Annotated in this window: 15 protein-coding genes, 2 tRNA genes and 3 rRNA genes; 14 read left to right on the top strand and 6 right to left on the bottom strand. The window is 58.0% G+C overall.

The genetic code is table 11. From position 1 onward, the window contains the following. Positions 1–79: 79 nt before the first annotated feature. The 11 genes from pssA (at position 80) to SGN16_RS24715 (ending at position 12124) form a co-directional block, all read left to right on the top strand. Positions 80–937 carry a CDP-diacylglycerol--serine O-phosphatidyltransferase gene (pssA, locus tag SGN16_RS24765; protein ID WP_210640932.1) on the top strand — a complete coding sequence of 286 codons (858 nt, stop codon included), beginning with the start codon at positions 80–82 and terminating at the stop codon, positions 935–937. 63 nt (positions 938–1000) lie between these two features. Next, entirely contained in the window at positions 1001–2014 is a 1014-nt protein-coding gene (msrP, locus tag SGN16_RS24760) for a protein-methionine-sulfoxide reductase catalytic subunit MsrP (RefSeq protein ID WP_335946011.1), read from the top strand. Further along, positions 2014–2634: a protein-methionine-sulfoxide reductase heme-binding subunit MsrQ gene (gene msrQ / locus SGN16_RS24755; RefSeq protein WP_335946010.1), complete on the top strand. Its 621-nt coding sequence runs from the start codon at positions 2014–2016 to the stop codon at positions 2632–2634. The genes msrP and msrQ overlap by 1 nt, the downstream gene beginning before the upstream one ends. A gap of 555 nt (positions 2635–3189) precedes the next feature. Then, a 16S ribosomal RNA gene (locus SGN16_RS24750) occupies positions 3190–4726 on the top strand. A 122-nt stretch (positions 4727–4848) separates the two neighbouring features. Further along, a tRNA-Ile gene (locus SGN16_RS24745) sits at positions 4849–4925 on the top strand. Between the two features lie 10 nt (positions 4926–4935). Beyond that, positions 4936–5011, top strand: a tRNA-Ala gene (locus SGN16_RS24740). Between the two features lie 243 nt (positions 5012–5254). Beyond that, positions 5255–8146 (top strand): 23S ribosomal RNA (locus tag SGN16_RS24735). Between the two features lie 149 nt (positions 8147–8295). Continuing rightward, a 5S ribosomal RNA gene (gene rrf / locus SGN16_RS24730) occupies positions 8296–8411 on the top strand. Together the 16S, 23S and 5S rRNA genes with 2 tRNA genes alongside form the textbook arrangement of a ribosomal RNA operon. A 147-nt stretch (positions 8412–8558) precedes the next feature. Continuing rightward, entirely contained in the window at positions 8559–9218 is a 660-nt protein-coding gene (locus SGN16_RS24725) for a paraquat-inducible protein A (protein WP_335945616.1), read from the top strand. After that, positions 9205–9828, top strand: a complete 624-nt coding sequence (locus tag SGN16_RS24720; protein WP_210640924.1) for a paraquat-inducible protein A — start codon at positions 9205–9207, stop codon at positions 9826–9828. Before SGN16_RS24725 ends, SGN16_RS24720 begins: the two co-directional genes overlap by 14 nt. Next, positions 9821–12124, top strand: coding sequence for an MlaD family protein (locus SGN16_RS24715; RefSeq protein ID WP_210640922.1), 2304 nt, complete (start codon positions 9821–9823; stop codon positions 12122–12124). The genes SGN16_RS24720 and SGN16_RS24715 overlap by 8 nt, the downstream gene beginning before the upstream one ends. Before the next feature lie 113 nt (positions 12125–12237). Here SGN16_RS24715 and mksF read toward each other — a convergent pair whose 3' ends face one another. The 3 genes from mksF to mksB are packed head-to-tail and all read right to left on the bottom strand — an operon-like array spanning position 12238 to position 17046. Continuing rightward, positions 12238–15078 carry an Mks condensin complex protein MksF gene (gene mksF / locus SGN16_RS24710; RefSeq protein ID WP_210640920.1) on the bottom strand — a complete coding sequence of 947 codons (2841 nt, stop codon included), beginning with the start codon at positions 15076–15078 and terminating at the stop codon, positions 12238–12240. Continuing rightward, positions 15075–15776: an Mks condensin complex protein MksE gene (mksE, locus tag SGN16_RS24705; RefSeq protein ID WP_014340217.1), complete on the bottom strand. Its 702-nt coding sequence runs from the start codon at positions 15774–15776 to the stop codon at positions 15075–15077. The genes mksF and mksE overlap by 4 nt, the downstream gene beginning before the upstream one ends. Then, entirely contained in the window at positions 15766–17046 is a 1281-nt protein-coding gene (gene mksB, locus SGN16_RS24700) for an Mks condensin complex protein MksB (RefSeq protein ID WP_335945615.1), read from the bottom strand. The genes mksE and mksB overlap by 11 nt, the downstream gene beginning before the upstream one ends. A gap of 181 nt (positions 17047–17227) precedes the next feature. On the opposite strand from mksB, the gene SGN16_RS24695 reads away from it, so the two are divergent. Next, positions 17228–18013 (top strand): energy transducer TonB, encoded by a 786-nt coding sequence (locus SGN16_RS24695; protein ID WP_335945614.1) that lies wholly within the window; start codon positions 17228–17230, stop codon positions 18011–18013. Then, positions 18006–18458 (top strand): ribosomal protein S18-alanine N-acetyltransferase, encoded by a 453-nt coding sequence (gene rimI / locus SGN16_RS24690; RefSeq protein WP_003205585.1) that lies wholly within the window; start codon positions 18006–18008, stop codon positions 18456–18458. The genes SGN16_RS24695 and rimI overlap by 8 nt, the downstream gene beginning before the upstream one ends. Positions 18459–18655: 197 nt before the next feature. Here rimI and SGN16_RS24685 read toward each other — a convergent pair whose 3' ends face one another. Continuing rightward, the gene (locus SGN16_RS24685) at positions 18656–19063 is read right to left on the bottom strand and encodes a serine kinase/phosphatase (RefSeq protein ID WP_335945613.1); all 408 of its coding nucleotides are present in this window, start codon (positions 19061–19063) and stop codon (positions 18656–18658) included. A gap of 131 nt (positions 19064–19194) precedes the next feature. On the opposite strand from SGN16_RS24685, the gene can reads away from it, so the two are divergent. After that, positions 19195–19839 (top strand): carbonate dehydratase, encoded by a 645-nt coding sequence (gene can / locus SGN16_RS24680; protein WP_210640915.1) that lies wholly within the window; start codon positions 19195–19197, stop codon positions 19837–19839. A 69-nt stretch (positions 19840–19908) separates the two neighbouring features. Here can and SGN16_RS24675 read toward each other — a convergent pair whose 3' ends face one another. Next, positions 19909–21069 (bottom strand): hypothetical protein, encoded by a 1161-nt coding sequence (locus SGN16_RS24675; protein ID WP_335945612.1) that lies wholly within the window; start codon positions 21067–21069, stop codon positions 19909–19911. A gap of 112 nt (positions 21070–21181) precedes the next feature. After that, a complete protein-coding gene (locus SGN16_RS24670) occupies positions 21182–22600 on the bottom strand; it encodes a TIGR00366 family protein (RefSeq protein ID WP_335945611.1) in 1419 nt (472 codons plus the stop codon). Positions 22601–22715: the final 115 nt, after the last annotated feature.

Genomic DNA, 22715 nt, shown 5'->3' with positions numbered 1-22715 from the left:
ATAAAGCTGCATCGTTTGCGGCCGAACCGTCGTCCCAGACACCTGTCGAATTTTTTCACACCGTTGCAAGGTACTGTCCATGAGCGAACGTCCCGACGAGCCAAACCAGGCTCCTGACGCTGAAAGCCTGCTACCCATCGATGAGCACGTCGAAGAAGGCCATGACGCTGAAGGCCGTAAGGTCCGGCATCGTGGCATCTATCTGCTGCCGAATCTGTTCACCACCGCGAACCTGTTCGCCGGTTTCTATTCCATCATCAGTTCCATGAGCGCCCAGGCCGCCTTGAGCGCTGGCGACAGTGCCGGGGCGAGTCGTTACTTCGCCTTCGCTGCCATTGCGATCTTTGTCGCCATGGTGCTTGACGGTCTGGACGGCCGCGTGGCCCGCATGACCAATACCCAAAGCGCGTTCGGCGCCGAATATGATTCGCTGTCCGACATGGTCGCCTTTGGCGTGGCGCCGGCCTTGCTGGCATTCGGCTGGGCGCTGGGGGACATGGGCAAGGTCGGCTGGATGGTCGCCTTCATCTACGTGGCGGGTGCGGCACTGCGTCTGGCGCGTTTCAATACGCAAGTAGGCAAGGCTGACAAGCGCTACTTCATTGGCTTGGCCAGCCCGGCTGCGGCAGGTGTGGTGGCGGGTGTGGTCTGGGCATTCAGCGACTATGGCATCCAGGGTTCGAAAATGTCCTTCCTAGTGGCGCTATTGGTTGCGGCGGCCGGGATGCTGATGGTCAGCAACATCAAGTACAACAGCTTCAAGGAGTTGGATCTGAAGGGGCGCGTGCCGTTCGTTGCGATTCTGGCGGTGGTGCTGGTGTTCGCGGTGGTCTTCAGTGATCCGCCACGTATTCTGTTGCTGGTGTTCCTCGCCTACGCTGCATCGGGTCCGGTTCAATACCTGTTGCGCCTGCGTCGCCACAAAAGCGCCGAGTGATGTAATTTCCCCCATACTCCGCAGTCTATTGGTGCACCTACCCTCCAATACTGCGGAGTTGCCATGCTGATCAAGATCCCCAAGTCGTCCGACTGCAGTGAATCGGACGTCACGCCTGAATCCTTCTATTTATCGCGTCGTCAAATGCTGGGTGCGACCATGGCTGGCCTCGCCGTGGGCAGCCTGCCGCGTTGGGCCGGTGCTGCCGATGCGGCGCGTTATGCTGATGTCGAGCCTGGCAAGGCGCCATCCTGGTTTGCCGAGAAATTGCCGGCCACCCAATGGGGGGCGGTCACGGTCAAGAATGAGCCCATCACTCCGTTCAAAGACGCCACTCATTACAACAACTTCTATGAGTTCGGGACTGACAAGGGGGATCCGGCGGCGAATGCCGGATCCTTGAAAACCGAACCTTGGAGTGTGGTGGTGGACGGGGAGGTGGGTAAGCCAGGGCGCTATGGGTTGGAAGACTTCATGAAGCCCTATCAGTTGGAGGAGCGTATCTATCGTCTGCGTTGTGTCGAAGCCTGGTCGATGGTCATTCCTTGGCTCGGCTTTCCCATTTCCGCGCTGCTCAAGCAGGTTGAGCCGACCTCCAAAGCGAAGTACATCCGCTTCGAAACCTTGCAAGACCCCAAGACCATGCCGGGGCAGCGGTCTGGCTTTGCCTTGATCGACTGGCCTTATGTCGAGGGCTTGCGACTGGATGAGGCGATGAACCCGCTGGCTATCCTGGCGGTAGGGATGTACGGACGGGAGTTGCCCAATCAGAACGGCGCGCCGTTGCGATTGGTGGTGCCGTGGAAATACGGTTTTAAAAGTGTGAAGTCGATTGTGCGTATCAGCCTGGTGAGCGAGCAGCCGAAGACGACCTGGCAAAGCATTGCGTCCGACGAGTACGGTTTCTATGCCAACGTCAATCCGACGGTCGACCATCCGCGCTGGACCCAGGCACATGAACGCCGTTTGCCGAGTGGGCTTTTCAGCCCTAATGTGCGCGATACGTTGATGTTCAACGGCTATCAGGATGAAGTCGCTTCTTTATATGCAGGGATGGACTTGAGGAAGGACTACTGATGCGTTTCCCAGCATGGCGGGTCGGCGTCTTTCTCGCTGCGGCGGTCTGGCCGTTGCTCTGGCTTTACCAGGCATTGACGAGCTCGTTGGGGCCAGATCCCGGCAAGGTGCTGGTGGATCGGCTTGGGTTAGGGACTTTGATCCTATTGTTGATCACTCTGAGTATGACTCCGCTGCAAAAACTGACGGGGTGGGCAGGGTGGATCGCGGTCCGGCGCCAGTTGGGGTTGTGGTGCTTTACTTATGTGGTGCTGCATTTGAGTGGGTATGCGGCGTTCATCCTGGGGTTCGACTGGTCGCAACTGGGCGTTGAATTGAGCAAACGGCCTTACATTATTGTCGGGGCGCTTGGGTTTCTCGGCTTGTTAGCGCTGGCGATCACCTCCAATCGCTACAGTCAGAGGCGACTCGGCACGCGCTGGAAGAAGCTGCATCGCCTGGTTTATCTGATCCTGGGGCTTGGGCTGCTGCATATGTTGTGGATCGTGCGGGCGGATCTGAAGGAGTGGTCGATTTACGCCTTTATAGGCGTCGTATTATTGGTGTTGAGAGTTCCGCCGGTGATGCGCCGGATCCCGCGATTAATGGGTAGGAAAACTTCTTGTGCGACAAAAGCGTAATTAAGGGTTGACGGCAAATTCTGGACGTCTATAATTCGCCCCACTTCCGGCGCAGTCGAAACGAAAAACTCCTTGAGTTTCAATGAGTTAACCATGTTTTGAAGGTGCCGGGCTTCAGTTCATCGAAGCCAGGAAGCAGTTGATAAGGCAGTGTTTGTTTGGCCTTGTCAGCGATTCGATCTTCTCGGTCGAAAGCGGAGAAAAAGAGGTGTTGACAGCAGCGAGTAACGCTGTAGAATTCGCCTCCCGCTAACGAGAGATCGGAAGCGCAAGTGGTTGAAGTTGTTGATGTTTCCCAAACGAAACTTTGAAAACTTCTTAAAATAACCGCTTGACAGATACACCGGGCGCTGTAGAATGCGCGCCTCGGTTGAGACGAAAGCTCTTAACCAACCGCTCTTTAACAACTGAATCAAGCAATTCGTGTGGGTGCTTGTGGAGTCAGACTGCTAGTCAACAGATTATCAGCATCGCAAGTTACTCCGCGAGAAATCAAAGATGTAACCAACGATTGCTGAGCCAAGTTTAGGGTTTTCTCAAAACCCAAAGATGTTTGAACTGAAGAGTTTGATCATGGCTCAGATTGAACGCTGGCGGCAGGCCTAACACATGCAAGTCGAGCGGTAGAGAGGTGCTTGCACCTCTTGAGAGCGGCGGACGGGTGAGTAATGCCTAGGAATCTGCCTGGTAGTGGGGGATAACGCTCGGAAACGGACGCTAATACCGCATACGTCCTACGGGAGAAAGCAGGGGACCTTCGGGCCTTGCGCTATCAGATGAGCCTAGGTCGGATTAGCTAGTTGGTGGGGTAATGGCTCACCAAGGCGACGATCCGTAACTGGTCTGAGAGGATGATCAGTCACACTGGAACTGAGACACGGTCCAGACTCCTACGGGAGGCAGCAGTGGGGAATATTGGACAATGGGCGAAAGCCTGATCCAGCCATGCCGCGTGTGTGAAGAAGGTCTTCGGATTGTAAAGCACTTTAAGTTGGGAGGAAGGGCAGTTACTTAATACGTGATTGTCTTGACGTTACCGACAGAATAAGCACCGGCTAACTCTGTGCCAGCAGCCGCGGTAATACAGAGGGTGCAAGCGTTAATCGGAATTACTGGGCGTAAAGCGCGCGTAGGTGGTTCGTTAAGTTGGATGTGAAATCCCCGGGCTCAACCTGGGAACTGCATTCAAAACTGTCGAGCTAGAGTATGGTAGAGGGTGGTGGAATTTCCTGTGTAGCGGTGAAATGCGTAGATATAGGAAGGAACACCAGTGGCGAAGGCGACCACCTGGACTGATACTGACACTGAGGTGCGAAAGCGTGGGGAGCAAACAGGATTAGATACCCTGGTAGTCCACGCCGTAAACGATGTCAACTAGCCGTTGGGAGCCTTGAGCTCTTAGTGGCGCAGCTAACGCATTAAGTTGACCGCCTGGGGAGTACGGCCGCAAGGTTAAAACTCAAATGAATTGACGGGGGCCCGCACAAGCGGTGGAGCATGTGGTTTAATTCGAAGCAACGCGAAGAACCTTACCAGGCCTTGACATCCAATGAACTTTCCAGAGATGGATTGGTGCCTTCGGGAACATTGAGACAGGTGCTGCATGGCTGTCGTCAGCTCGTGTCGTGAGATGTTGGGTTAAGTCCCGTAACGAGCGCAACCCTTGTCCTTAGTTACCAGCACGTTATGGTGGGCACTCTAAGGAGACTGCCGGTGACAAACCGGAGGAAGGTGGGGATGACGTCAAGTCATCATGGCCCTTACGGCCTGGGCTACACACGTGCTACAATGGTCGGTACAGAGGGTTGCCAAGCCGCGAGGTGGAGCTAATCCCACAAAACCGATCGTAGTCCGGATCGCAGTCTGCAACTCGACTGCGTGAAGTCGGAATCGCTAGTAATCGCGAATCAGAATGTCGCGGTGAATACGTTCCCGGGCCTTGTACACACCGCCCGTCACACCATGGGAGTGGGTTGCACCAGAAGTAGCTAGTCTAACCTTCGGGGGGACGGTTACCACGGTGTGATTCATGACTGGGGTGAAGTCGTAACAAGGTAGCCGTAGGGGAACCTGCGGCTGGATCACCTCCTTAATCGACGACCGCAGCTGCTTCATGAGCTCCCACACGAATTGCTTGATTCATTGAAGAAGACGATAGAAGCAGCTTTAAGCTCCAAGCTGATAGCTCACGCTAACAGTTACAAGCTCGAAATTGGGTCTGTAGCTCAGTTGGTTAGAGCGCACCCCTGATAAGGGTGAGGTCGGCAGTTCGAATCTGCCCAGACCCACCAATTTTGTTATGGGGCCATAGCTCAGCTGGGAGAGCGCCTGCCTTGCACGCAGGAGGTCAGCGGTTCGATCCCGCTTGGCTCCACCATAAACTGCTTCTGAAAGCTTAGAAATGAGCATTCCATCAAGGTGATGGTGAATGTTGATTTCTAGTCTTTTGATTAGATCGTTCTTTAAAAATTTGGGTATGTGATAGAAAGATAGACTGAACGTTACTTTCACTGGTAACGGATCAGGCTAAGGTAAAATTTGTGAGTTGCTCTTTGAGCATGCATGCGAATTTTCGGCGAATGTCGTCTTCACAGTATAACCAGATTGCTTGGGGTTATATGGTCAAGTGAAGAAGCGCATACGGTGGATGCCTTGGCAGTCAGAGGCGATGAAAGACGTGGTAGCCTGCGAAAAGCTTCGGGGAGTCGGCAAACAGACTTTGATCCGGAGATGTCTGAATGGGGGAACCCAGCCATCATAAGATGGTTATCTTGTACTGAATACATAGGTGCAAGAGGCGAACCAGGGGAACTGAAACATCTAAGTACCCTGAGGAAAAGAAATCAACCGAGATTCCCTTAGTAGTGGCGAGCGAACGGGGACTAGCCCTTAAGCTTCTTTGATTTTAGCGGAACGCTCTGGAAAGTGCGGCCATAGTGGGTGATAGCCCTGTACGCGAAAGGATCTTAGAAGTGAAATCGAGTAGGACGGAGCACGAGAAACTTTGTCTGAATATGGGGGGACCATCCTCCAAGGCTAAATACTACTGACTGACCGATAGTGAACTAGTACCGTGAGGGAAAGGCGAAAAGAACCCCGGAGAGGGGAGTGAAATAGATCCTGAAACCGTATGCGTACAAGCAGTGGGAGCCCACTTTGTTGGGTGACTGCGTACCTTTTGTATAATGGGTCAGCGACTTATTTTCAGTGGCGAGCTTAACCGAATAGGGGAGGCGTAGCGAAAGCGAGTCTTAATAGGGCGTCTAGTCGCTGGGAATAGACCCGAAACCGGGCGATCTATCCATGGGCAGGTTGAAGGTTGGGTAACACTAACTGGAGGACCGAACCGACTACCGTTGAAAAGTTAGCGGATGACCTGTGGATCGGAGTGAAAGGCTAATCAAGCTCGGAGATAGCTGGTTCTCCTCGAAAGCTATTTAGGTAGCGCCTCATGTATCACTGTAGGGGGTAGAGCACTGTTTCGGCTAGGGGGTCATCCCGACTTACCAAACCGATGCAAACTCCGAATACCTACAAGTGCCGAGCATGGGAGACACACGGCGGGTGCTAACGTCCGTCGTGAAAAGGGAAACAACCCAGACCGTCAGCTAAGGTCCCAAAGTTATGGTTAAGTGGGAAACGATGTGGGAAGGCTTAGACAGCTAGGAGGTTGGCTTAGAAGCAGCCACCCTTTAAAGAAAGCGTAATAGCTCACTAGTCGAGTCGGCCTGCGCGGAAGATGTAACGGGGCTCAAACCATACACCGAAGCTACGGGTATCACGCAAGTGATGCGGTAGAGGAGCGTTCTGTAAGCCTGTGAAGGTGAGTTGAGAAGCTTGCTGGAGGTATCAGAAGTGCGAATGCTGACATGAGTAACGACAATGGGTGTGAAAAACACCCACGCCGAAAGACCAAGGTTTCCTGCGCAACGTTAATCGACGCAGGGTTAGTCGGTCCCTAAGGCGAGGCTGAAAAGCGTAGTCGATGGAAAACAGGTTAATATTCCTGTACTTCTGGTTATTGCGATGGAGGGACGGAGAAGGCTAGGCCAGCTTGGCGTTGGTTGTCCAAGTTTAAGGTGGTAGGCTGAGATCTTAGGTAAATCCGGGATCTTAAGGCCGAGAGCTGATGACGAGTTACCCTTTGGGTGACGAAGTGGTTGATGCCATGCTTCCAAGAAAAGCTTCTAAGCTTCAGGTAACCAGGAACCGTACCCCAAACCGACACAGGTGGTTGGGTAGAGAATACCAAGGCGCTTGAGAGAACTCGGGTGAAGGAACTAGGCAAAATGGCACCGTAACTTCGGGAGAAGGTGCGCCGGTGAGGGTGAAGCACTTGCTGCGTAAGCCCACGCCGGTCGAAGATACCAGGCCGCTGCGACTGTTTATTAAAAACACAGCACTCTGCAAACACGAAAGTGGACGTATAGGGTGTGACGCCTGCCCGGTGCCGGAAGGTTAATTGATGGGGTTAGCTAACGCGAAGCTCTTGATCGAAGCCCCGGTAAACGGCGGCCGTAACTATAACGGTCCTAAGGTAGCGAAATTCCTTGTCGGGTAAGTTCCGACCTGCACGAATGGCGTAACGATGGCGGCGCTGTCTCCACCCGAGACTCAGTGAAATTGAAATCGCTGTGAAGATGCAGTGTATCCGCGGCTAGACGGAAAGACCCCGTGAACCTTTACTATAGCTTTGCACTGGACTTTGAATTTGCTTGTGTAGGATAGGTGGGAGGCTTTGAAGCGTGGACGCCAGTTCGCGTGGAGCCATCCTTGAAATACCACCCTGGCAACTTTGAGGTTCTAACTCAGGTCCGTTATCCGGATCGAGGACAGTGTATGGTGGGTAGTTTGACTGGGGCGGTCTCCTCCTAAAGAGTAACGGAGGAGTACGAAGGTGCGCTCAGACCGGTCGGAAATCGGTCGTAGAGTATAAAGGCAAAAGCGCGCTTGACTGCGAGACAGACACGTCGAGCAGGTACGAAAGTAGGTCTTAGTGATCCGGTGGTTCTGTATGGAAGGGCCATCGCTCAACGGATAAAAGGTACTCCGGGGATAACAGGCTGATACCGCCCAAGAGTTCATATCGACGGCGGTGTTTGGCACCTCGATGTCGGCTCATCACATCCTGGGGCTGAAGCCGGTCCCAAGGGTATGGCTGTTCGCCATTTAAAGTGGTACGCGAGCTGGGTTTAGAACGTCGTGAGACAGTTCGGTCCCTATCTGCCGTGGACGTTTGAGATTTGAGAGGGGCTGCTCCTAGTACGAGAGGACCGGAGTGGACGAACCTCTGGTGTTCCGGTTGTCACGCCAGTGGCATTGCCGGGTAGCTATGTTCGGGAAAGATAACCGCTGAAAGCATCTAAGCGGGAAACTTGCCTCAAGATGAGATCTCACTGGGACCTTGAGTCCCCTGAAGGGCCGTCGAAGACTACGACGTTGATAGGCAGGGTGTGTAAGCGCTGTGAGGCGTTGAGCTAACCTGTACTAATTGCCCGTGAGGCTTGACCATATAACACCCAAGCAATTTGCTGACCCGAAAGGGCACCAGATTGCGGTGTGTGAAGACGACATGAACCGAAAGTTCGCAGCAAACACACAAACTATCGCATACCCATTCGCTGGAACGTGACCGTAAGGCACGCGCTGGCTACCGAATTTCTTGACGACCATAGAGCATTGGAACCACCTGATCCCATCCCGAACTCAGCAGTGAAACGATGCATCGCCGATGGTAGTGTGGGGTTTCCCCATGTGAGAGTAGGTCATCGTCAAGATTAAATTCCGAAACCCCTATCTGCTGATGCAGGTAGGGGTTTTGTTTTGCCCGCAATAAAAGCACGCGAAAGCTTGATAAATTTGCACAGTTATTTTCGAGCTGGAGCACTAGAATAGGCCCAACTTAGCTGAGCCAGAGCTCTTTTATGTCCGATCCGTCAGACACTCATCGATTGTCAGATTTACCTCTGGATGATCTGGTGGCATGTCATGAGTGCGACCTGTTGATGCGCAAGCCACAACTGGCCCACGGCGAAAAAGCCGAGTGCCCCCGTTGCGGGTATGAGCTCTACGCCCATCGGCACAACGTGGTCGAACGCAGTCTTGCCTTGGTCATCGCCGCTCTGCTGTTATATGTGCCGGCTAACTTTTTACCCATCATGCAACTCAATTTGCTCGGGCAGTCTTCCCAGGACACCGTCTGGAGTGGTGTGATCGGTCTGTTCGATACCGGCATGCAAGGCATATCGGCAGTGGTGTTCCTTTGCAGCATGGGCATTCCGTTACTCAAGCTGCTTTGCCAACTGGCCGTGTTACTGACCATCCGTTGGAACATCGGCCGTAGCTACGGGTTATTGCTGTATCGCATTTACCACCATTTACGAGACTGGGGAATGCTCGAGGTCTACCTCATGGGCGTCCTGGTAGCCATCGTCAAGTTGGCAGATATGGCGGCTATTACCGTAGGTCTTGGCCTGGTGTGTTTCATCAGTTTGTTGCTGGTTCAGGTCTGGCTGGAGGTCGTCATGTCGCCGCACCAGATCTGGCAGGCGTTATCAGGAGAGGATGCCCATGCGGGCGATTGATGCGGGCATTCTGATCTGTACTGAATGCCATGAGTTGAACCGACAGGACGCAGACGCAGACAGACAAACCTGTACTCGTTGCGGCGCACTGGTTCATCCCCGTCGCCCGGACAGCTTGATGCGCACCTGGGCATTGTTGATCACCGCGGCGATTCTCTACATTCCGGCCAACATGTTACCGATCATGACTATCAACTCGTTGGGCCAGGGCGCTCCGAGTACCATCATGTCCGGGGTCATCGAGTTGGTCCAACACGGCATGATTCCTATTGCCGCTGTGGTGTTTATTGCCAGTATCGTGGTGCCCACGTTCAAATTGGTGGGCATTGCGTTGTTGCTGTTTTCCGTTCAGCGACATCAGCCCATGTCTGCCCGACAACGTATCTTCATGTACCGCTTTATTGAGTTCATTGGCCGCTGGTCGATGCTGGATATTTTCGTGATCGCCATTTTGGTGGCTGTGGTGAATTTCGGACGGCTTGCCAGTGTCGAAGCCGGTCTCGGCGCGATCGCGTTTGCCAGCGTAGTGATTTTGACAATGATTGCCGCAGTAACCTTCGATCCCCGACTGATTTGGGATAACACGGAGTCGGATAACGACCATGACTGATTTGCCTACCGCTAAAACCCGACCGGCTTCGAACTGGTCGGCCATCTGGGTTCTACCGCTGATTGCCTTGATCATCGGTGGCTGGCTCGGCTGGCGGGCTTACACCGAAACCGGAATCGAGATCAGCGTGCGCTTTGAGAGTGGTGAAGGCATTCAGGTCAACAAGACTGAAGTCGTCTACAAAGGCATGCCAGTCGGCAAAGTCAAGGCTCTCACGCTCGATGACGAAGGCAGCTCCAAGGGCGTGGTTGCGACCATCGAGATGAATAAGGAGGTCGAGCAATACCTCAAGACCGGAACGCGTTTCTGGCTGGTCAAGCCGAGCGTGAGCCTGGCCGGGATCACCGGCCTGGAAACCCTGGTGTCGGGTAACTACGTGGCGATTAGTCCAGGTGAAGGAGAATCGACCCGTAAATTCAAAGCTCTGGCCGAAGAGCCGCCGCTGTCGGACGCCAAGCCGGGTCTACACCTGACCCTCAAGGCTGACCGGCTGGGCTCCCTCAACCGTGGCAGCCCGGTGTTCTACAAACAGATTCAGGTCGGCCAGGTGAAGAGTTACCTGCTGTCCGAAGACCAGAGCAAGGTCGAGATCAAGGTCTTTATCGAACCGACCTACGCCAACCTGGTGCGCAAGCACACGCGTTTCTGGAACGCCAGTGGCATCAGCATCGATGCCAACCTGTCGGGCGTCAAAGTGCGCAGTGAATCCCTGGCCAGTATCGTGGCCGGCGGCATTGCTTTCGCTACGCCAGAAAGCCGCAAAGACAGCCCGCCAACGGACCCGAGCCTGCCGTTTCGTTTGTACGAGGACTTTGATGCGGCCGCTGCCGGTATCCGTGTGAAGGTCAAACTCAGCGACTTCGAAGGATTGCAGTCCGGTCGTACACCGGTGATGTACAAAGGTATCCAGGTCGGCAGCCTGAAGACCCTCAAGGTCGATCCGGACCTGTCCAGCGCTACCGCTGAATTGACCCTGGACCCATTGGCCGAGGACTACCTGGTGACCGGCACTCAGTTCTGGGTCGTCAAGCCATCGATTTCCCTGGCGGGCATTACCGGTCTGGAAGCGCTGGTCAAGGGTAACTACATTGCCGTGCGTCCAGGTGATAAAGGCGGTGCGCCACAACGGGAGTTTGAAGCCAGGGCGAAGGCGCCGCCGCTGGACTTGCGTTCACCAGGCCTGCACCTGGTCTTGCTCACCGAAAATCTCGGGTCACTGGAGGTCGGCAGTCCGATTCTCTACAAGCAGGTCAAGGTCGGATCGGTGCAGAGCTACCAGTTCTCTCGCAAGAAAAAGCAGTTGATCATCGGCGTTCACATCGAGAAGGAATACGAAGGGTTGGTCAACGGCTCGACGCGGTTCTGGAATGCCAGTGGCATTACCCTCACCGGAGGTTTGACGGGCGGGATCCAGGTCAAGAGTGAGTCCTTGCAAAGCCTGATGGCCGGTGGCATCTCCTTCGAGACGCCGGAGCCCAATGTGCCGTTGAAAAGGCGCATCCCCCGGTTCCGCTTGTTCGAGGACCGCGAGGCCGCGCAACAGAAGGGCACTTTGGTGACGATCAAGGTCGATCGCGCCGACGGTTTGCGCAGCGGTACGCCAATCCGTTTCAAGGGGCTGGATGTCGGCAAGATCGAGGATGTGGACCTCAGTGGCGATCTGCAATCGGTGCTGCTCACCGCGCGGATCACCGAAGTGCCAGAGCGCATTGCCCGGGTCGGTTCGCAGTTTTGGGTGGTCAAGCCTGAGTTGGGGTTGATCAAGACGTCCAACCTGGAGACGTTGGTGACCGGCCAGTACATTGAAGTGCAGCCCTCGGCGAAAAACCTCGGGCCGCAGAAAAACTTCGTGGCCCTGGCCAGTCCTCCGGAAAGCGCTGCGCCCGAAGCAGGTTTGAGCCTGGTGTTGAGCGCAGCACGTCGTGGTTCCTTGAAGACCGGCGTGCCGGTGACCTACCGCGAGATTACCGTGGGCAAGGTCACCGGTTATGAACTGGGCCAGACGGCGGATCGGGTGCTGATCCATATCCTGATCGAGCCTAAATATGCGCCATTGGTGCGCAGCGGCACGCGATTCTGGAATACCAGCGGTTTCGGTCTGGACTTCGGCTTGTTCAAAGGGGCAACGGTGCGGACCGAGTCCTTGGAAACACTGATTCAGGGTGGCATTGCCTTCGCAACGCCGGATGGCGAAAAAATGGGCGCTGCTGCGCGGCCTCAGCAGACCTTCCCACTGTTCGATAAGTTTGAGGATGAGTGGCTGACCTGGGCGCCGAAAATCAGCCTCGGCAAGTAACCGTTATTTTGTGCTGCCCAGCGGGAGCAAGCTCCCTCGCCACAGGTTGGGCATAACCACAAAAAAGGCCGCGATCCAATGATCGCGGCCTTTTTCATGTCCGGTAATTCACCTCATACCGGATCCAGCTCCGGCTCATCAGCCTGTACATTCACCGTAGCTCTCACTGCATCATGACGACGGATGTATTTCCAGTCCGCTTCGTCGATGTAGATGCCGTTCGGGCCGCTGCCGCCTTCCAGGTCGATGGCGACACTGGCGCAGACTTGCGGCTTCACGCTGGCCAGGATCGGCACGAAGCCCAGTTGCAGGCTGGTTTCCAGCAGCGCGGCCTGGTTTTTCTCGTCGATGTCCGCCGCTTCGTCGAGGTAGTACGGCAGGCGCACGCGGCCGGCTTGTTCGCGGTCCATCAGGTGCAGCAACAAATACATGTTGGTCAGCGCCTTGATGGTCATGGTGGTGCCGTTGGAGGCCGCGCCGTCGATGTCGGTGTGGATCACGGGCTGGCCGTTGACCTTGGTGATCTCGAACGCGAGTTCGAACAGGTCCTTGAGACCGAGCTGGTTGTGGTTCGCCGCCACCAGCCGCGCCAGGTATTCCTTGGCTTCTTCGTTCTTGTTGTCCTGCTCGGCGCTCTGGCTGAGGTCGAACACCGACAGCGTCTCGCCTTCTTCGTACTGGCCGGCGCTGTGGATGATCTGGTCGATGTGCTTGAGCGCTTCCTTGTTCGGCGCCAGGACGATCCGGAAGCTCTGCAGGTTGGACACCTGCCGCTTGTTGATCTCGCGGTTGAACAGCGCCAGTTGGTGCTCGAGGCTGTCGTAGTCGCTACGGATGTTGCGCAGGGTCCGGGCGATATCGGTCACGGCCGCACGGCGCGCCTTGCCCAGGGTCAAGGCTTCATCGGTGCGGTGGGCATAGGCGTTGATCAGCAACTGCAGACGCCGCTCCATGTCGTCCTCGCTGTCGAACTTGGCCACGCCCTTGAGGCGCACCTGGGCATACAGCGCTTCGATCTGGCCATCGACCCGCAACAGGCCTTGCCAACTGTCCTGGTAGTCATTGAGCAACGGCAGCAGGTTGTCCATGGAATCGTCGACCGGGTCCATGAACGGCGTGCCGAACGGTAGGTCGGCCGGCAGCAATTGGCGACGGCGCAGGGCATCGTCGAGGGTGCGTTGCTTGGCCTCCATGTCGGCGATCTGCCGGCCCACCAGTTGCAGCTTGGCCGACAGTTGCTGGACGCGCTCGGTGAAGGCATCGCTGGAGCGCTTGAGTTCGTCCTGGGCGGCTTCCATCTGTGCCAGTTGTTCGAGCTTTTCGCCTTCTTCGGCGCTCAAGGTCTGGCTGCGGCGGAAGTCTTCCAGGGCCTTTTGCGCATCCAGCACTTGTTGGTACAGGGCTTCGGTCTGGGTTTTGCTCGCGGCGCGGTCGGCGGCCACGGCTTGCTGGGTCTTGAGCTGCTTGAGTTCTTTTTCCAGGCGCTCTTTCTGGTCCCGCAACGCGGCACGGTCAGCCAGGGCTTGCAGGGCAGGCGGTTCGATGTGGGACAGGTCGATGGACAGGCCCGGCACTTCGAAACGTTCACCCTTGAAGCCGTCGAGGATCAGCTCCATGGATTTGACCCACTCGCCATTCTCGTCCAGCGCGATGCCGTGTTCACCCAGTGGCAGGCTGAACAGGGCGCTGTTGAACAGGCGCATCAGGCGCTCGACGTCCTGCTGCGAGAACTCTTCGCGCAGGCGGGCGTAGCTGTTGTTGTCGGCATGATCGAGTTGCTGCTTGACCGACTTCAGACGTTTTTCCAGATCCCGCAGGCGCTCTTCCAGGTCTTCGGCGCTGAACTGCCGGGACTGGGCCAGGGCACCGGCCAGTTCGTCGTGGGCGTCCTTGGCGGCGAGCAGTTGTTGCTCCAGGACCTTGACGTCATCCACCAGGGCAAAGCGGTTCTTGAGCACCGACAGCTCGCCGATCCAGCGCTGGATGCCGCTGATTTCCCGCTCCAGACGCATCAGCTCTTGAGTGCCGCCGCGCTGGTCGTTCTGCAGCGAATCCTGTTCGTTGCGATAGTGTTCGGCCTGGATGGTCAGCTCTTCCTTGCGCGCACTGGCGTAGTCCGACCAAGTGCCGAGCAACGAATCGAGCAACGGCGAGAGGCGATGCAGTTTGCCGCGCAGAATGTCGCGCTGCTTCACGCCATTGGCCAGGGCTTCCACCAGCGGGCCGGCGGCGACCAGGGAGTTGTAGTCCTGTTCCATGCGTCGTACGTCGCGGAAGGCTTCTTCGCACGCCGCAATGTAATCCACGCTGCCGGAGCGCAGGCTGTGCTCGAACGCGTCGAGGAACAGTTGCTTGAGCTTGGCCGCAGTGATTTCACGCATGTGCAGCAGGTTGATGAACAGCGCGCGGAAGGTCTTGAGGCTTTGTTCGCTGGTGGAGCGCAGCGGGATCAGCGTCAGGTCGAGCGGAATGGACGTATGACCGCCTACCAACAGCCGCCGCAGTTCATCCGGTTTGAGTTCGTAGGCTTTGAGGCCTTCGCGCTCCAGGTTGGTGAACAGTTCTTTCTGACGCAGGCAGGTGTCGTCTTTCTGGTAGTGGGCCAGGTCCAGTTTGCCGGCGTAGGCAAAGAACTGGTGACCGAAACCGCCGCCGGGGCCGCGACCGACCACGCCAATCACGTGCGGGCCGTGGGGCAGGGCGACTTCCACCAGGATGTAGCTGGTGTCCGAGGCAAAGTAGAAACGCCGGGATTGTTCCAGGCTGTACTTGCCGAAGCTCATGTCCGACATACGCGCCAGGATCGGGAACTGCAAGGCGTTGATCGAGGCGGATTTACCGAGGTTGTTCGCGCCGTATACCGACAGTGGTTCTTCCAGCGGGAACAGGCCGAGGCTGTAGCCGGCGGTGTTCAAAAGGGCAAAGCGGCGGATGCCGTAGCGTTCCTTGCTCATGCGTCGGTCTCCTGTTCTTCGGCGATGGCACGGGCCAGCGCGTCTTCTTCGCTTTCACCCTCGAATTCACTCAAGTCCAGCGGGTCATCGGTTTGCAGCAGCTTCTCGTCGCTGTCTTCGTCGATCAGCACCGGCGCCGGCAACGGCAGCACGCTGTGCAGGCTGGCGGCCAGGTCGCGGTCCTGCTGGACCGACAGGCAAACATCGAGGAAGCGGTGCATCGGCGGCAGGAAGCGATACACGCCGTTCTCTTCGCTGGCAAAACCCAGTTGGGTCATGCGCCGCATGATTTTTTCTTCCAGCTCTTCCTGGGTCTGTACTTCGGCCTGGATGAACAGGTCGCGGTACTTTTCCAGCAGCGAAGGCAGCTCATCGCGGCCCAGGCTGCCCCCGTCGAGCACGGCGATCGGGTCGCGGCCCTGGTCGGCCAAGTGTTCGACAAGGATGAAGGTGAACAGGGCCAGGCGCTGAGCGGTCTTGTTCACCGCGGCGGCGGCCAGGTCCGGAACGAAGTAGTAGAAGCCACGGGTGTCGCACACCAGCTCAAAACCCAGGGCCTTGAACAGCGTGCGGTACTGGTCCTGGAAGTTGGACAGTTGCGCGTACAGCTCCGGGTCGCGGCGGCTGACGTGGTAACCCTTGAACAGCTCGCGGAAGATCGGCGCCAGCTGGGACAGTTCGGATAAATCAAGATGCATGGGGGATGCTCGCAGAATCCTCGGCGGCGCTGTCGCGGGCCGAGAGCAGGGCGAAGGAGCGCAGGCTGACCTGATGCTCGTGAGTATGGTATTCGCGGCGTTCCAGACGCTCGCGTTTGAAGCGTTTTTCCCGCGACAGGCGCGAGAACCAGTACAGCAATTCGTCGGTGGCGCCGTCCGGTTCCTGCTCCAGCAGCCAGGTCATCAGGTCCGGCATCGGCAGGGCGTCTTCGCAACGCTCGACCATCTCGCGCACGGTACGCGGCGCACGCGGCGCTTCGCCGCCCTTGTGGGGCTTGTGGGACTTGGGGAAGCGCGCCGGTTTCGGCTCGAAACGGGCCAGAGCGTAGACATAGGCTTCGACTTGGCTCGCACTGCCCAGGAAGGTGCTTTGCGGCCGGGTGAACAGCGGCATCGCGGCCTGTGGCACGGCATCGATGCCTTTGCGGCGAATGGCGGCCAGGGCCAGGGCGGCGCCACGGGTCACGGCGTTGTGGCGGCGGGCTTCTTCGCGCAGCGGCAGGAGCAATTCACGGGCGTGGCGCAGGGTCAGTTGGGCACTGGTCTGCATCTCGAGGATGCGCGCGTGGGTGCGCAGCAGCATGTCGTCGTCCACCAGGTGGCCGAGGCGCTGCTGTTCGGTGAGCATGCGCAACAACACGTTCTCGACCTTGCGCACGCCCTGCTCGAACGCGCCGTCGGCGTTCACCAATTGGATCATCGGCTCGACGTATTCGTCCCAGGTCGCCAGCACTTCGGCGTAACGCTGGCGCAGCGGGATCTGCCGGTCGCTGGTCTTGGCCCGTTCGGCGACGGCCACCAGGGCCTGTTCGTCGTTGGCGAGTTTCTTGAGCACGTCGCGTACGCGCATGTCCAGCAGGCGCAGTTGGCGAGCCAGGTCGTTGCCGTCGCGAATGTCGAAAGCGTCCTGGATATAGCCGGCCAGGCGCTCGAGGTGGCGCAGGTAGGCTTCGATCTCCAGGCACAGGCCCAGGCGATGTTCGCGGCGCAGGTAGGCGAGGAAGTCATGGATCTGGGCGTTGAGCTCGAAGCGGTTCGGGCTTTTCGCCACCGGCACGAGGATGTCCAGGCGGATCCACACGTCCAGCAGGTTGGTGATGTCCTGGGGCGTGCTGTCCAGTTGTTGGGCGGCCAGCTGTGAACGCAATTCGTTGAGGCTCAGGGTGCCCTGGTCGAAGTGCTCGCACAAAGGTTCCAGCAATGCCCAGTGTTCAGCGAGGGCGCGCAAGACGCGCTTGGGTTCGATCATCGCAATGGCCGTCGGGTTGGCAATTAAAAGCGGCGATTGTACTGCATCGGGCCGCTTGCGATTCACCCCTTGGACGGACTGTCGTTCGCTATCGACCAACTATTGGCTCAACAGGGGAGCGATCCGTCTCGAAGGGCGGTAGAATCCCTCCCACTTTCAGTTATCCACAAGTGGCCGACCTTTGCTTATCGAGTCCCGTCGCCGCGCTTATCTGAGCGCCATGCAGGTGGTCAGCTGGCTGCCGCGTACCGAATTGCCGTTCGCCGCCCCGTCGCGGCCCGAGCTGCTGGACACGCCCGAGCCCGAGTACATCGCGCCGGTCGTGACGCAGCCCGTGGCCAAGAGCGTTGCCGAGCCGGTGGCGCCGGTGGTCGAGCGACCGAAAATAGACGTGCCGCGTCCAAGCCTGGCCTCGACCCGTACTAACGCCAAACCGGTGGAGGACACCGTTGAAGCGCCGGCTGCGGTCAAGGTGCCCTATGTCGCGCCGCCGCGTTTCGCCCTGCAGTTGCTGCGGGCCGGGCGTTGTTTATTACTGGTGGAGCTGCCCACGGGCGATCCCTTCCAGAGCCGCGACCCGGCGTATCTGCTGCTTAAGGACATGCTGCGCGCTGCCGGCCTGCCAGACAGCCCGCAAATCATCGGCGAGCCGGTGCGCTGGCCGCTGTTGTCCCGCGGCACGATGGACCAGGGGCCGGAAGCGGCGCGGGATTTCGTCCAGGGTTTTGTTTCGGCGCGGCTCGAAGATGAACCCTGTGCGTGCCTGTGGTTGATCGGCTTGCCGGCGGTGAAGTTTGCCGGCGAGGCGGATGCCGAAGCGTTCAATCGTGAATTGCAGGTCGAAGGCCTGGGCTCGGCCTGGGCATTGCCCGGGCTGGAATTGTTAATGGAAACGCCACAGCGCAAGGCTGATGTCTGGCAAGCCATGCGCCGGCTGATGGCGCGCTGGAAAGAATCGAATGAGTGACGCTGTATCGTTCCGCCCGATGACCGAGGCGGATCTCGACGCTGTGCTGAAGATCGAATACGCCGCCTACAGCCACCCCTGGACCCGGGGAATCTTTCTCGACGGGCTGGGCAAATACCAGATATGGCTGATGTTCGAAGGCCAGCAGCAAGTGGGCCATGGCGTGGTGCAGATCATCCTGGATGAGGCGCACTTGCTCAATATCACCGTCAAGCCGGAAAACCAGGGCCGTGGCCTGGGCCTGCGCCTGCTGGAGCACCTCATGTCCATTGCCTACAAGGCCGAGGCCCGGGAATGCTTCCTGGAAGTGCGCGACAGCAATCGCACGGCGTTCCGGCTGTATGAGCGCTATGGCTTCAATGAAATTGGCCGGCGCCGGGATTACTACCCGGCGGTGGGCGGGCGTGAAGATGCGGTGGTCATGGCGTGTACCTTGGTGGACTGAACTGCCTACCGAGGTTGACCGCAACGCTGCCATCGCGAGCAAGCTCGCTCCCACAGGGGGCGACGGCGGTGCACATCAGATTTGCGCTCGAACACAAAACCATGTGGGAGCGAGCTTGCTCGCGATGACGGCGTCACATTCAACATCAATGCAACCTGACCCACCGCTATCGCGACCAGGCTCGCCCCCATAAGAGATCAGTTGCGCTTGCCATCCAGTGGGTCGATATCCGCCATTTCCGCTTCATCCAGCCCATCGCCCCCACCAATATCATTTTCATCCACCACGCTCAGGTCCCAGTCCGCCCGTTCGTCGCCGCCGGCTTCGTGGGCGTCCCGCGCGCCGTCCTCGCGAATGAGCGTTTCCGGGCTCATGTCGTCGTCGGTCGGTTCGTGATCATCCGTCGAAGCCCCTGTCATGCCCGCCTCGCGCACACGTTCAGGCGGCATCAACTGTTCGCGTTCGTTGTCCGGCAGTTCGTCGCCGATTTTCGCGCTGGGCTCATCCTCATCGAATTCCAGCTCATGCATCGAGCCCATACGGTCCTCGTTGTCGTCGATGGGTTCCGGTTGCGCCGCATCGAAGGGGCGTCGTGAATCATTCATGGCAATTCCTCATACTGTGGGCCTTACTGGGTGGACCCGCAGCCGTGCCGAGAATTCCAACGGCATCATCGAAGTGACCTCGACAGGCGGTCGATTGTCAAAGTTGCGCACTATTCTCGAGGGCTAGAAGCATGAACGAATTACAAGATCTGATTGATAACAACGCGCGCTGGGCCGATGCGATCAAGCAGGAAGATCCTGACTTCTTCTCCAAGCTGGCTCGTCAGCAAACCCCGGAGTACCTGTGGATCGGCTGTTCCGATGCGCGGGTGCCGGCCAACGAGATTGTCGGCATGCTGCCGGGCGATCTGTTTGTACACCGCAATGTGGCCAACGTAGTGCTGCACACGGACCTCAACTGCTTGTCGGTGATCCAGTACGCGGTGGACGTGCTCAAGGTCAAACACATCCTGGTCACCGGCCATTATGGCTGTGGCGGTGTGCGGGCCTCGATGCAGGACCGGCAACTGGGCCTGATCGACGGCTGGTTGCGCTCGATTCGCGACCTGTACTACGAGCATCGCGAGGCGTTGGGCCAATTGCCGACCGAAGAGGAACGCGTAGACCGCCTGTGCGAACTCAACGTGATCCAGCAGGTGGCCAACGTCGGCCATACCAGTATTGTGCAGAACGCTTGGCACCGTGGACAGAAACTGTCGATTCATGGCTGCATCTACGGCATCAAGGACGGACGCTGGAAGAGCCTGGACACCACGATCAGTGGTTTCGAGCAATTGCCGCCGCAGTATCGGCTGCGTCCGGTCGACGCGTCCTGAGTGCAATAACCTCAAGGACTATGCGTTGCCCCGCGTCAGCCCAGGCTGACGCGGGGACACCCTGAGTTTTTACACCGCCTCGGCCGGCAACGGCATGGGCACTTTCAGTTGTGGAAGTTGCGACTTGATCGCCGGCGTTTCGCATTTTTTCGCCGCGTCAGCCGTGGAAAGGTTGCGAACCGAGGTGTAGAACAACTCGCAGGTCTGTTCCTTTTGCGTCACCTGCCAAGTCTGGGTGCATTGGTTCAGCAGTGTGCTCGGATCGCTGCCCGGCTTGCTGCCCATGCCGGCCTGCCAGCACGCCGCACTCAGATCCTGGCCCATGACTTTCAAGCCGGCGGCATCTGCCTTGGCTTCGTCACCGTCGTAGTTGTCCTTGTCAGCGGCGTACCAGATATAGCTCGGGTGGTTGGAGCCCAGCACCGGGACCTTCGCACCTTCAGTCGGCGTGATGGTCGCCAGGCCGAGCACACCCACGGTCTGGCCATACTGGGTCTTGATCCAGTTCCTCACGGGAGCGCCGAAGGCCACCATCGGCAACGTGGCCCCGCTTGTGCCTTGGGTGATCTGCTTGACCATGGTGGTCTGGTAGTCGTTGAAATAATCGTAGAGTCCTTCCAGCGTGCTGCCAGCATTGGACGGGGCCGCGATTGGCGCGATATCGATGATGGTCTGGTAGGCGGGCGTCTGTTCAGCGGCGATACCGTTGACGGTCAGCAACGTGGCCCAGCGATCGGTGGTCGCCGACTCCAGGTAATCCTGGGCCTGGGTCAGGGAGTAATCCGGCGGGAAGTGCAGCAACTCGACACTCTTGCGGTTTTCCAGGGCCATGCCCAGCGGCAGGAACAGGTACCAGTTGTAGGACCATTTCTTGTCGGTGTTGAGTTTGCTGGCGCCGTTGTACGCCAGGTCCCCGGCGTCGAGCAGTGCCTTCAGCGGTTGGCCGTAGCTCTTCGGTACGCCGTCGATGCTGGCATAAACCTTATCGTTATCGATTTTGACCTGGACCTTGGCTGTGTCATAGCCGTCGCGCTGTACGCTTTGGGTCAGGTAATGCTCGACGGTCTGCTCCAGGGTCCAGTCGCGAAAGCAAATCACGTTGCAGTTGTTGGGGTAGGCGAAGAGGCGAGTGACGCGTTCAGTGCTGCCAAGTTGTACGTCAATGTCGGCGGCTTGAGCGGTGCTGCTCAAGGCCAGGGCGGCAAGAGGAAGTACTGCGAATTTGAACATGCTCAGATCCTTTTCAGCGTGAGGGACCCTTGAAACAGGGCGCCCCCATACTGAAACAGACCGGGCCGAAGAAAAAGTGGGCCGACGGAAATATCGGCGCTTTTTTATGGCTTTATGGCATCACTGGCGGTAAATAGCTCAACGTCTTCCCCAACGCCCACAGCAGCGCCAGCACCAGTGGTGTATGCACCAGCAATTGCACGAAGGAAAACCCGATCAAATCCCTGGCCTTCAGCCCCAACACACCCAACAGCGGTAGCATGTAGAACGGGTTGATGAGGTTGGGCAGCGCTTCGGCGGCGTTATAGATCTGTACCGCCCAACCCAAGTGATAGTTCAGGTCGTTGGCCACTTGCATGACATAGGGGGCTTCGATGATCCACTTGCCGCCGCCCGACGGGATAAAGAAGCCCAATACCGCCGAATAGACGCCCATCAACAGGGCGTAGGTGTCATGGGACGCGATCTGTACGAAAAAGGTCGAGATGTGATGGGCCAATGTCTGGGCGTCGCTGCCCTTGACCGTGGTCAGCAAGGCGGCGATCGAGCCGTAAAGCGGGAACTGGATCAATACGCCCGTGGTGGTCGGCACCGCGCGGGCCACCGCATCGAGAAAACTGCGCGGCCGCCAATGCAGCAGCGCGCCGAGCATCAGGAACAGGAAGTTGTAAGTGTTGAGCCCGGAAATGGCGCTGATCGCCGGTTTGGTCGAGAACTCATGGAACAGCCAGCCGGCCGCCAACAGCACCAGGGCGATGGTCAACAACGGGCTGTGCTCCAACCATTCTCCAGGACGGGTGCGCGGTTGCAGCGCCGGCATGCTGAAACTGGGGTCGATCCCGCAGGCGGCGGCGTCACGGGCGCTGTTGGGACCGGGGGCGGTGGCGTAGGCAATGATCAACGAGATCACAATCAGCGCCAGCAACATCACCCCGGACTGCCAGAGAAAGATGGTCTGGGTGAACGGAATGACGCCAGTGATCGACAGGATCGACGGCGGCAGGCTGGCTGGGTTGGCCTGCAATTGCGCGGCCGACGAAGACAACCCCAAGGCCCACACAGCGCCCAGGCCAAGGTACGCGGCGGCGCCAGCGGCGCGATAGTCCATCTTCAGGTCGGTGCGACGGGCCAGGGCTCGTACCAGCAAGCCGCCAAACACCAGCGACAGGCCCCAGTTGAGTAAGGACGCAACCATGGAAATCAGCGCCACCCAAGCCACGGCGGAGCGGCCGTTCTTCGGGATCCGCGCCAGGCGATCGATCAACTTGACGGCCGGCGGCGAACTGGCCACCACGTAACCGCCAATCACCACGAAGGCCATCTGCATGGTAAAGGGGATCAGGCTCCAGAAACCATCGCCGAATGCCATGGCGGCGGCTGTGGGCGTGGCGCCGATCAATTGCGTCGCCAACGCGACCACCAGCACTGCCAGCGCGGCAAAGACCCAGGAATCGGGGAACCAGCGCTCGGCAAAACTGGAGCAGCGCAAGGCGAAGCGGGCGGAACGGCTGTCTTCGATGTCGGTGGTCACGGCAATTACCTCGTTTTTATGGTTATGGTTACGGGTATTGGTGGCGGCAAGGCCTCAGTGGTCAGGCGTCAACAGTAGAGCAATCCAGTGACCATGGGAGGTCTACCAGGGTTTC

Origin of the sequence: Pseudomonas sp. G166 (assembly GCF_037027455.2) — a bacterium.
GTDB lineage: Bacteria > Pseudomonadota > Gammaproteobacteria > Pseudomonadales > Pseudomonadaceae > Aquipseudomonas.
This window is presented reverse-complemented; position numbering and strand designations above follow the sequence as displayed.

Excerpts from the sequence above, each read along its gene's own strand:
- rimI (WP_003205585.1), top strand. The coding sequence starts at position 18,006 with ATGAGTGACGCTGTATCGTTCCGCCCGATGACCGAGGCGGATCTCGAC.
- mksF (WP_210640920.1), bottom strand. The coding sequence starts at position 15,078 with ATGAGCAAGGAACGCTACGGCATCCGCCGCTTTGCCCTTTTGAACACC.
- SGN16_RS24725 (WP_335945616.1), top strand. The coding sequence starts at position 8,559 with ATGTCCGATCCGTCAGACACTCATCGATTGTCAGATTTACCTCTGGAT.
- mksE (WP_014340217.1), bottom strand. The coding sequence starts at position 15,776 with ATGCATCTTGATTTATCCGAACTGTCCCAGCTGGCGCCGATCTTCCGC.
- SGN16_RS24685 (WP_335945613.1), bottom strand. The coding sequence starts at position 19,063 with ATGAATGATTCACGACGCCCCTTCGATGCGGCGCAACCGGAACCCATC.
- msrP (WP_335946011.1), top strand. The coding sequence starts at position 1,001 with ATGCTGATCAAGATCCCCAAGTCGTCCGACTGCAGTGAATCGGACGTC.
- SGN16_RS24720 (WP_210640924.1), top strand. The coding sequence starts at position 9,205 with ATGCGGGCGATTGATGCGGGCATTCTGATCTGTACTGAATGCCATGAG.
- mksB (WP_335945615.1), bottom strand. The coding sequence starts at position 17,046 with ATGATCGAACCCAAGCGCGTCTTGCGCGCCCTCGCTGAACACTGGGCA.
- pssA (WP_210640932.1), top strand. The coding sequence starts at position 80 with ATGAGCGAACGTCCCGACGAGCCAAACCAGGCTCCTGACGCTGAAAGC.
- msrQ (WP_335946010.1), top strand. The coding sequence starts at position 2,014 with ATGCGTTTCCCAGCATGGCGGGTCGGCGTCTTTCTCGCTGCGGCGGTC.
- SGN16_RS24715 (WP_210640922.1), top strand. The coding sequence starts at position 9,821 with ATGACTGATTTGCCTACCGCTAAAACCCGACCGGCTTCGAACTGGTCG.
- can (WP_210640915.1), top strand. The coding sequence starts at position 19,195 with ATGAACGAATTACAAGATCTGATTGATAACAACGCGCGCTGGGCCGAT.
- SGN16_RS24675 (WP_335945612.1), bottom strand. The coding sequence starts at position 21,069 with ATGTTCAAATTCGCAGTACTTCCTCTTGCCGCCCTGGCCTTGAGCAGC.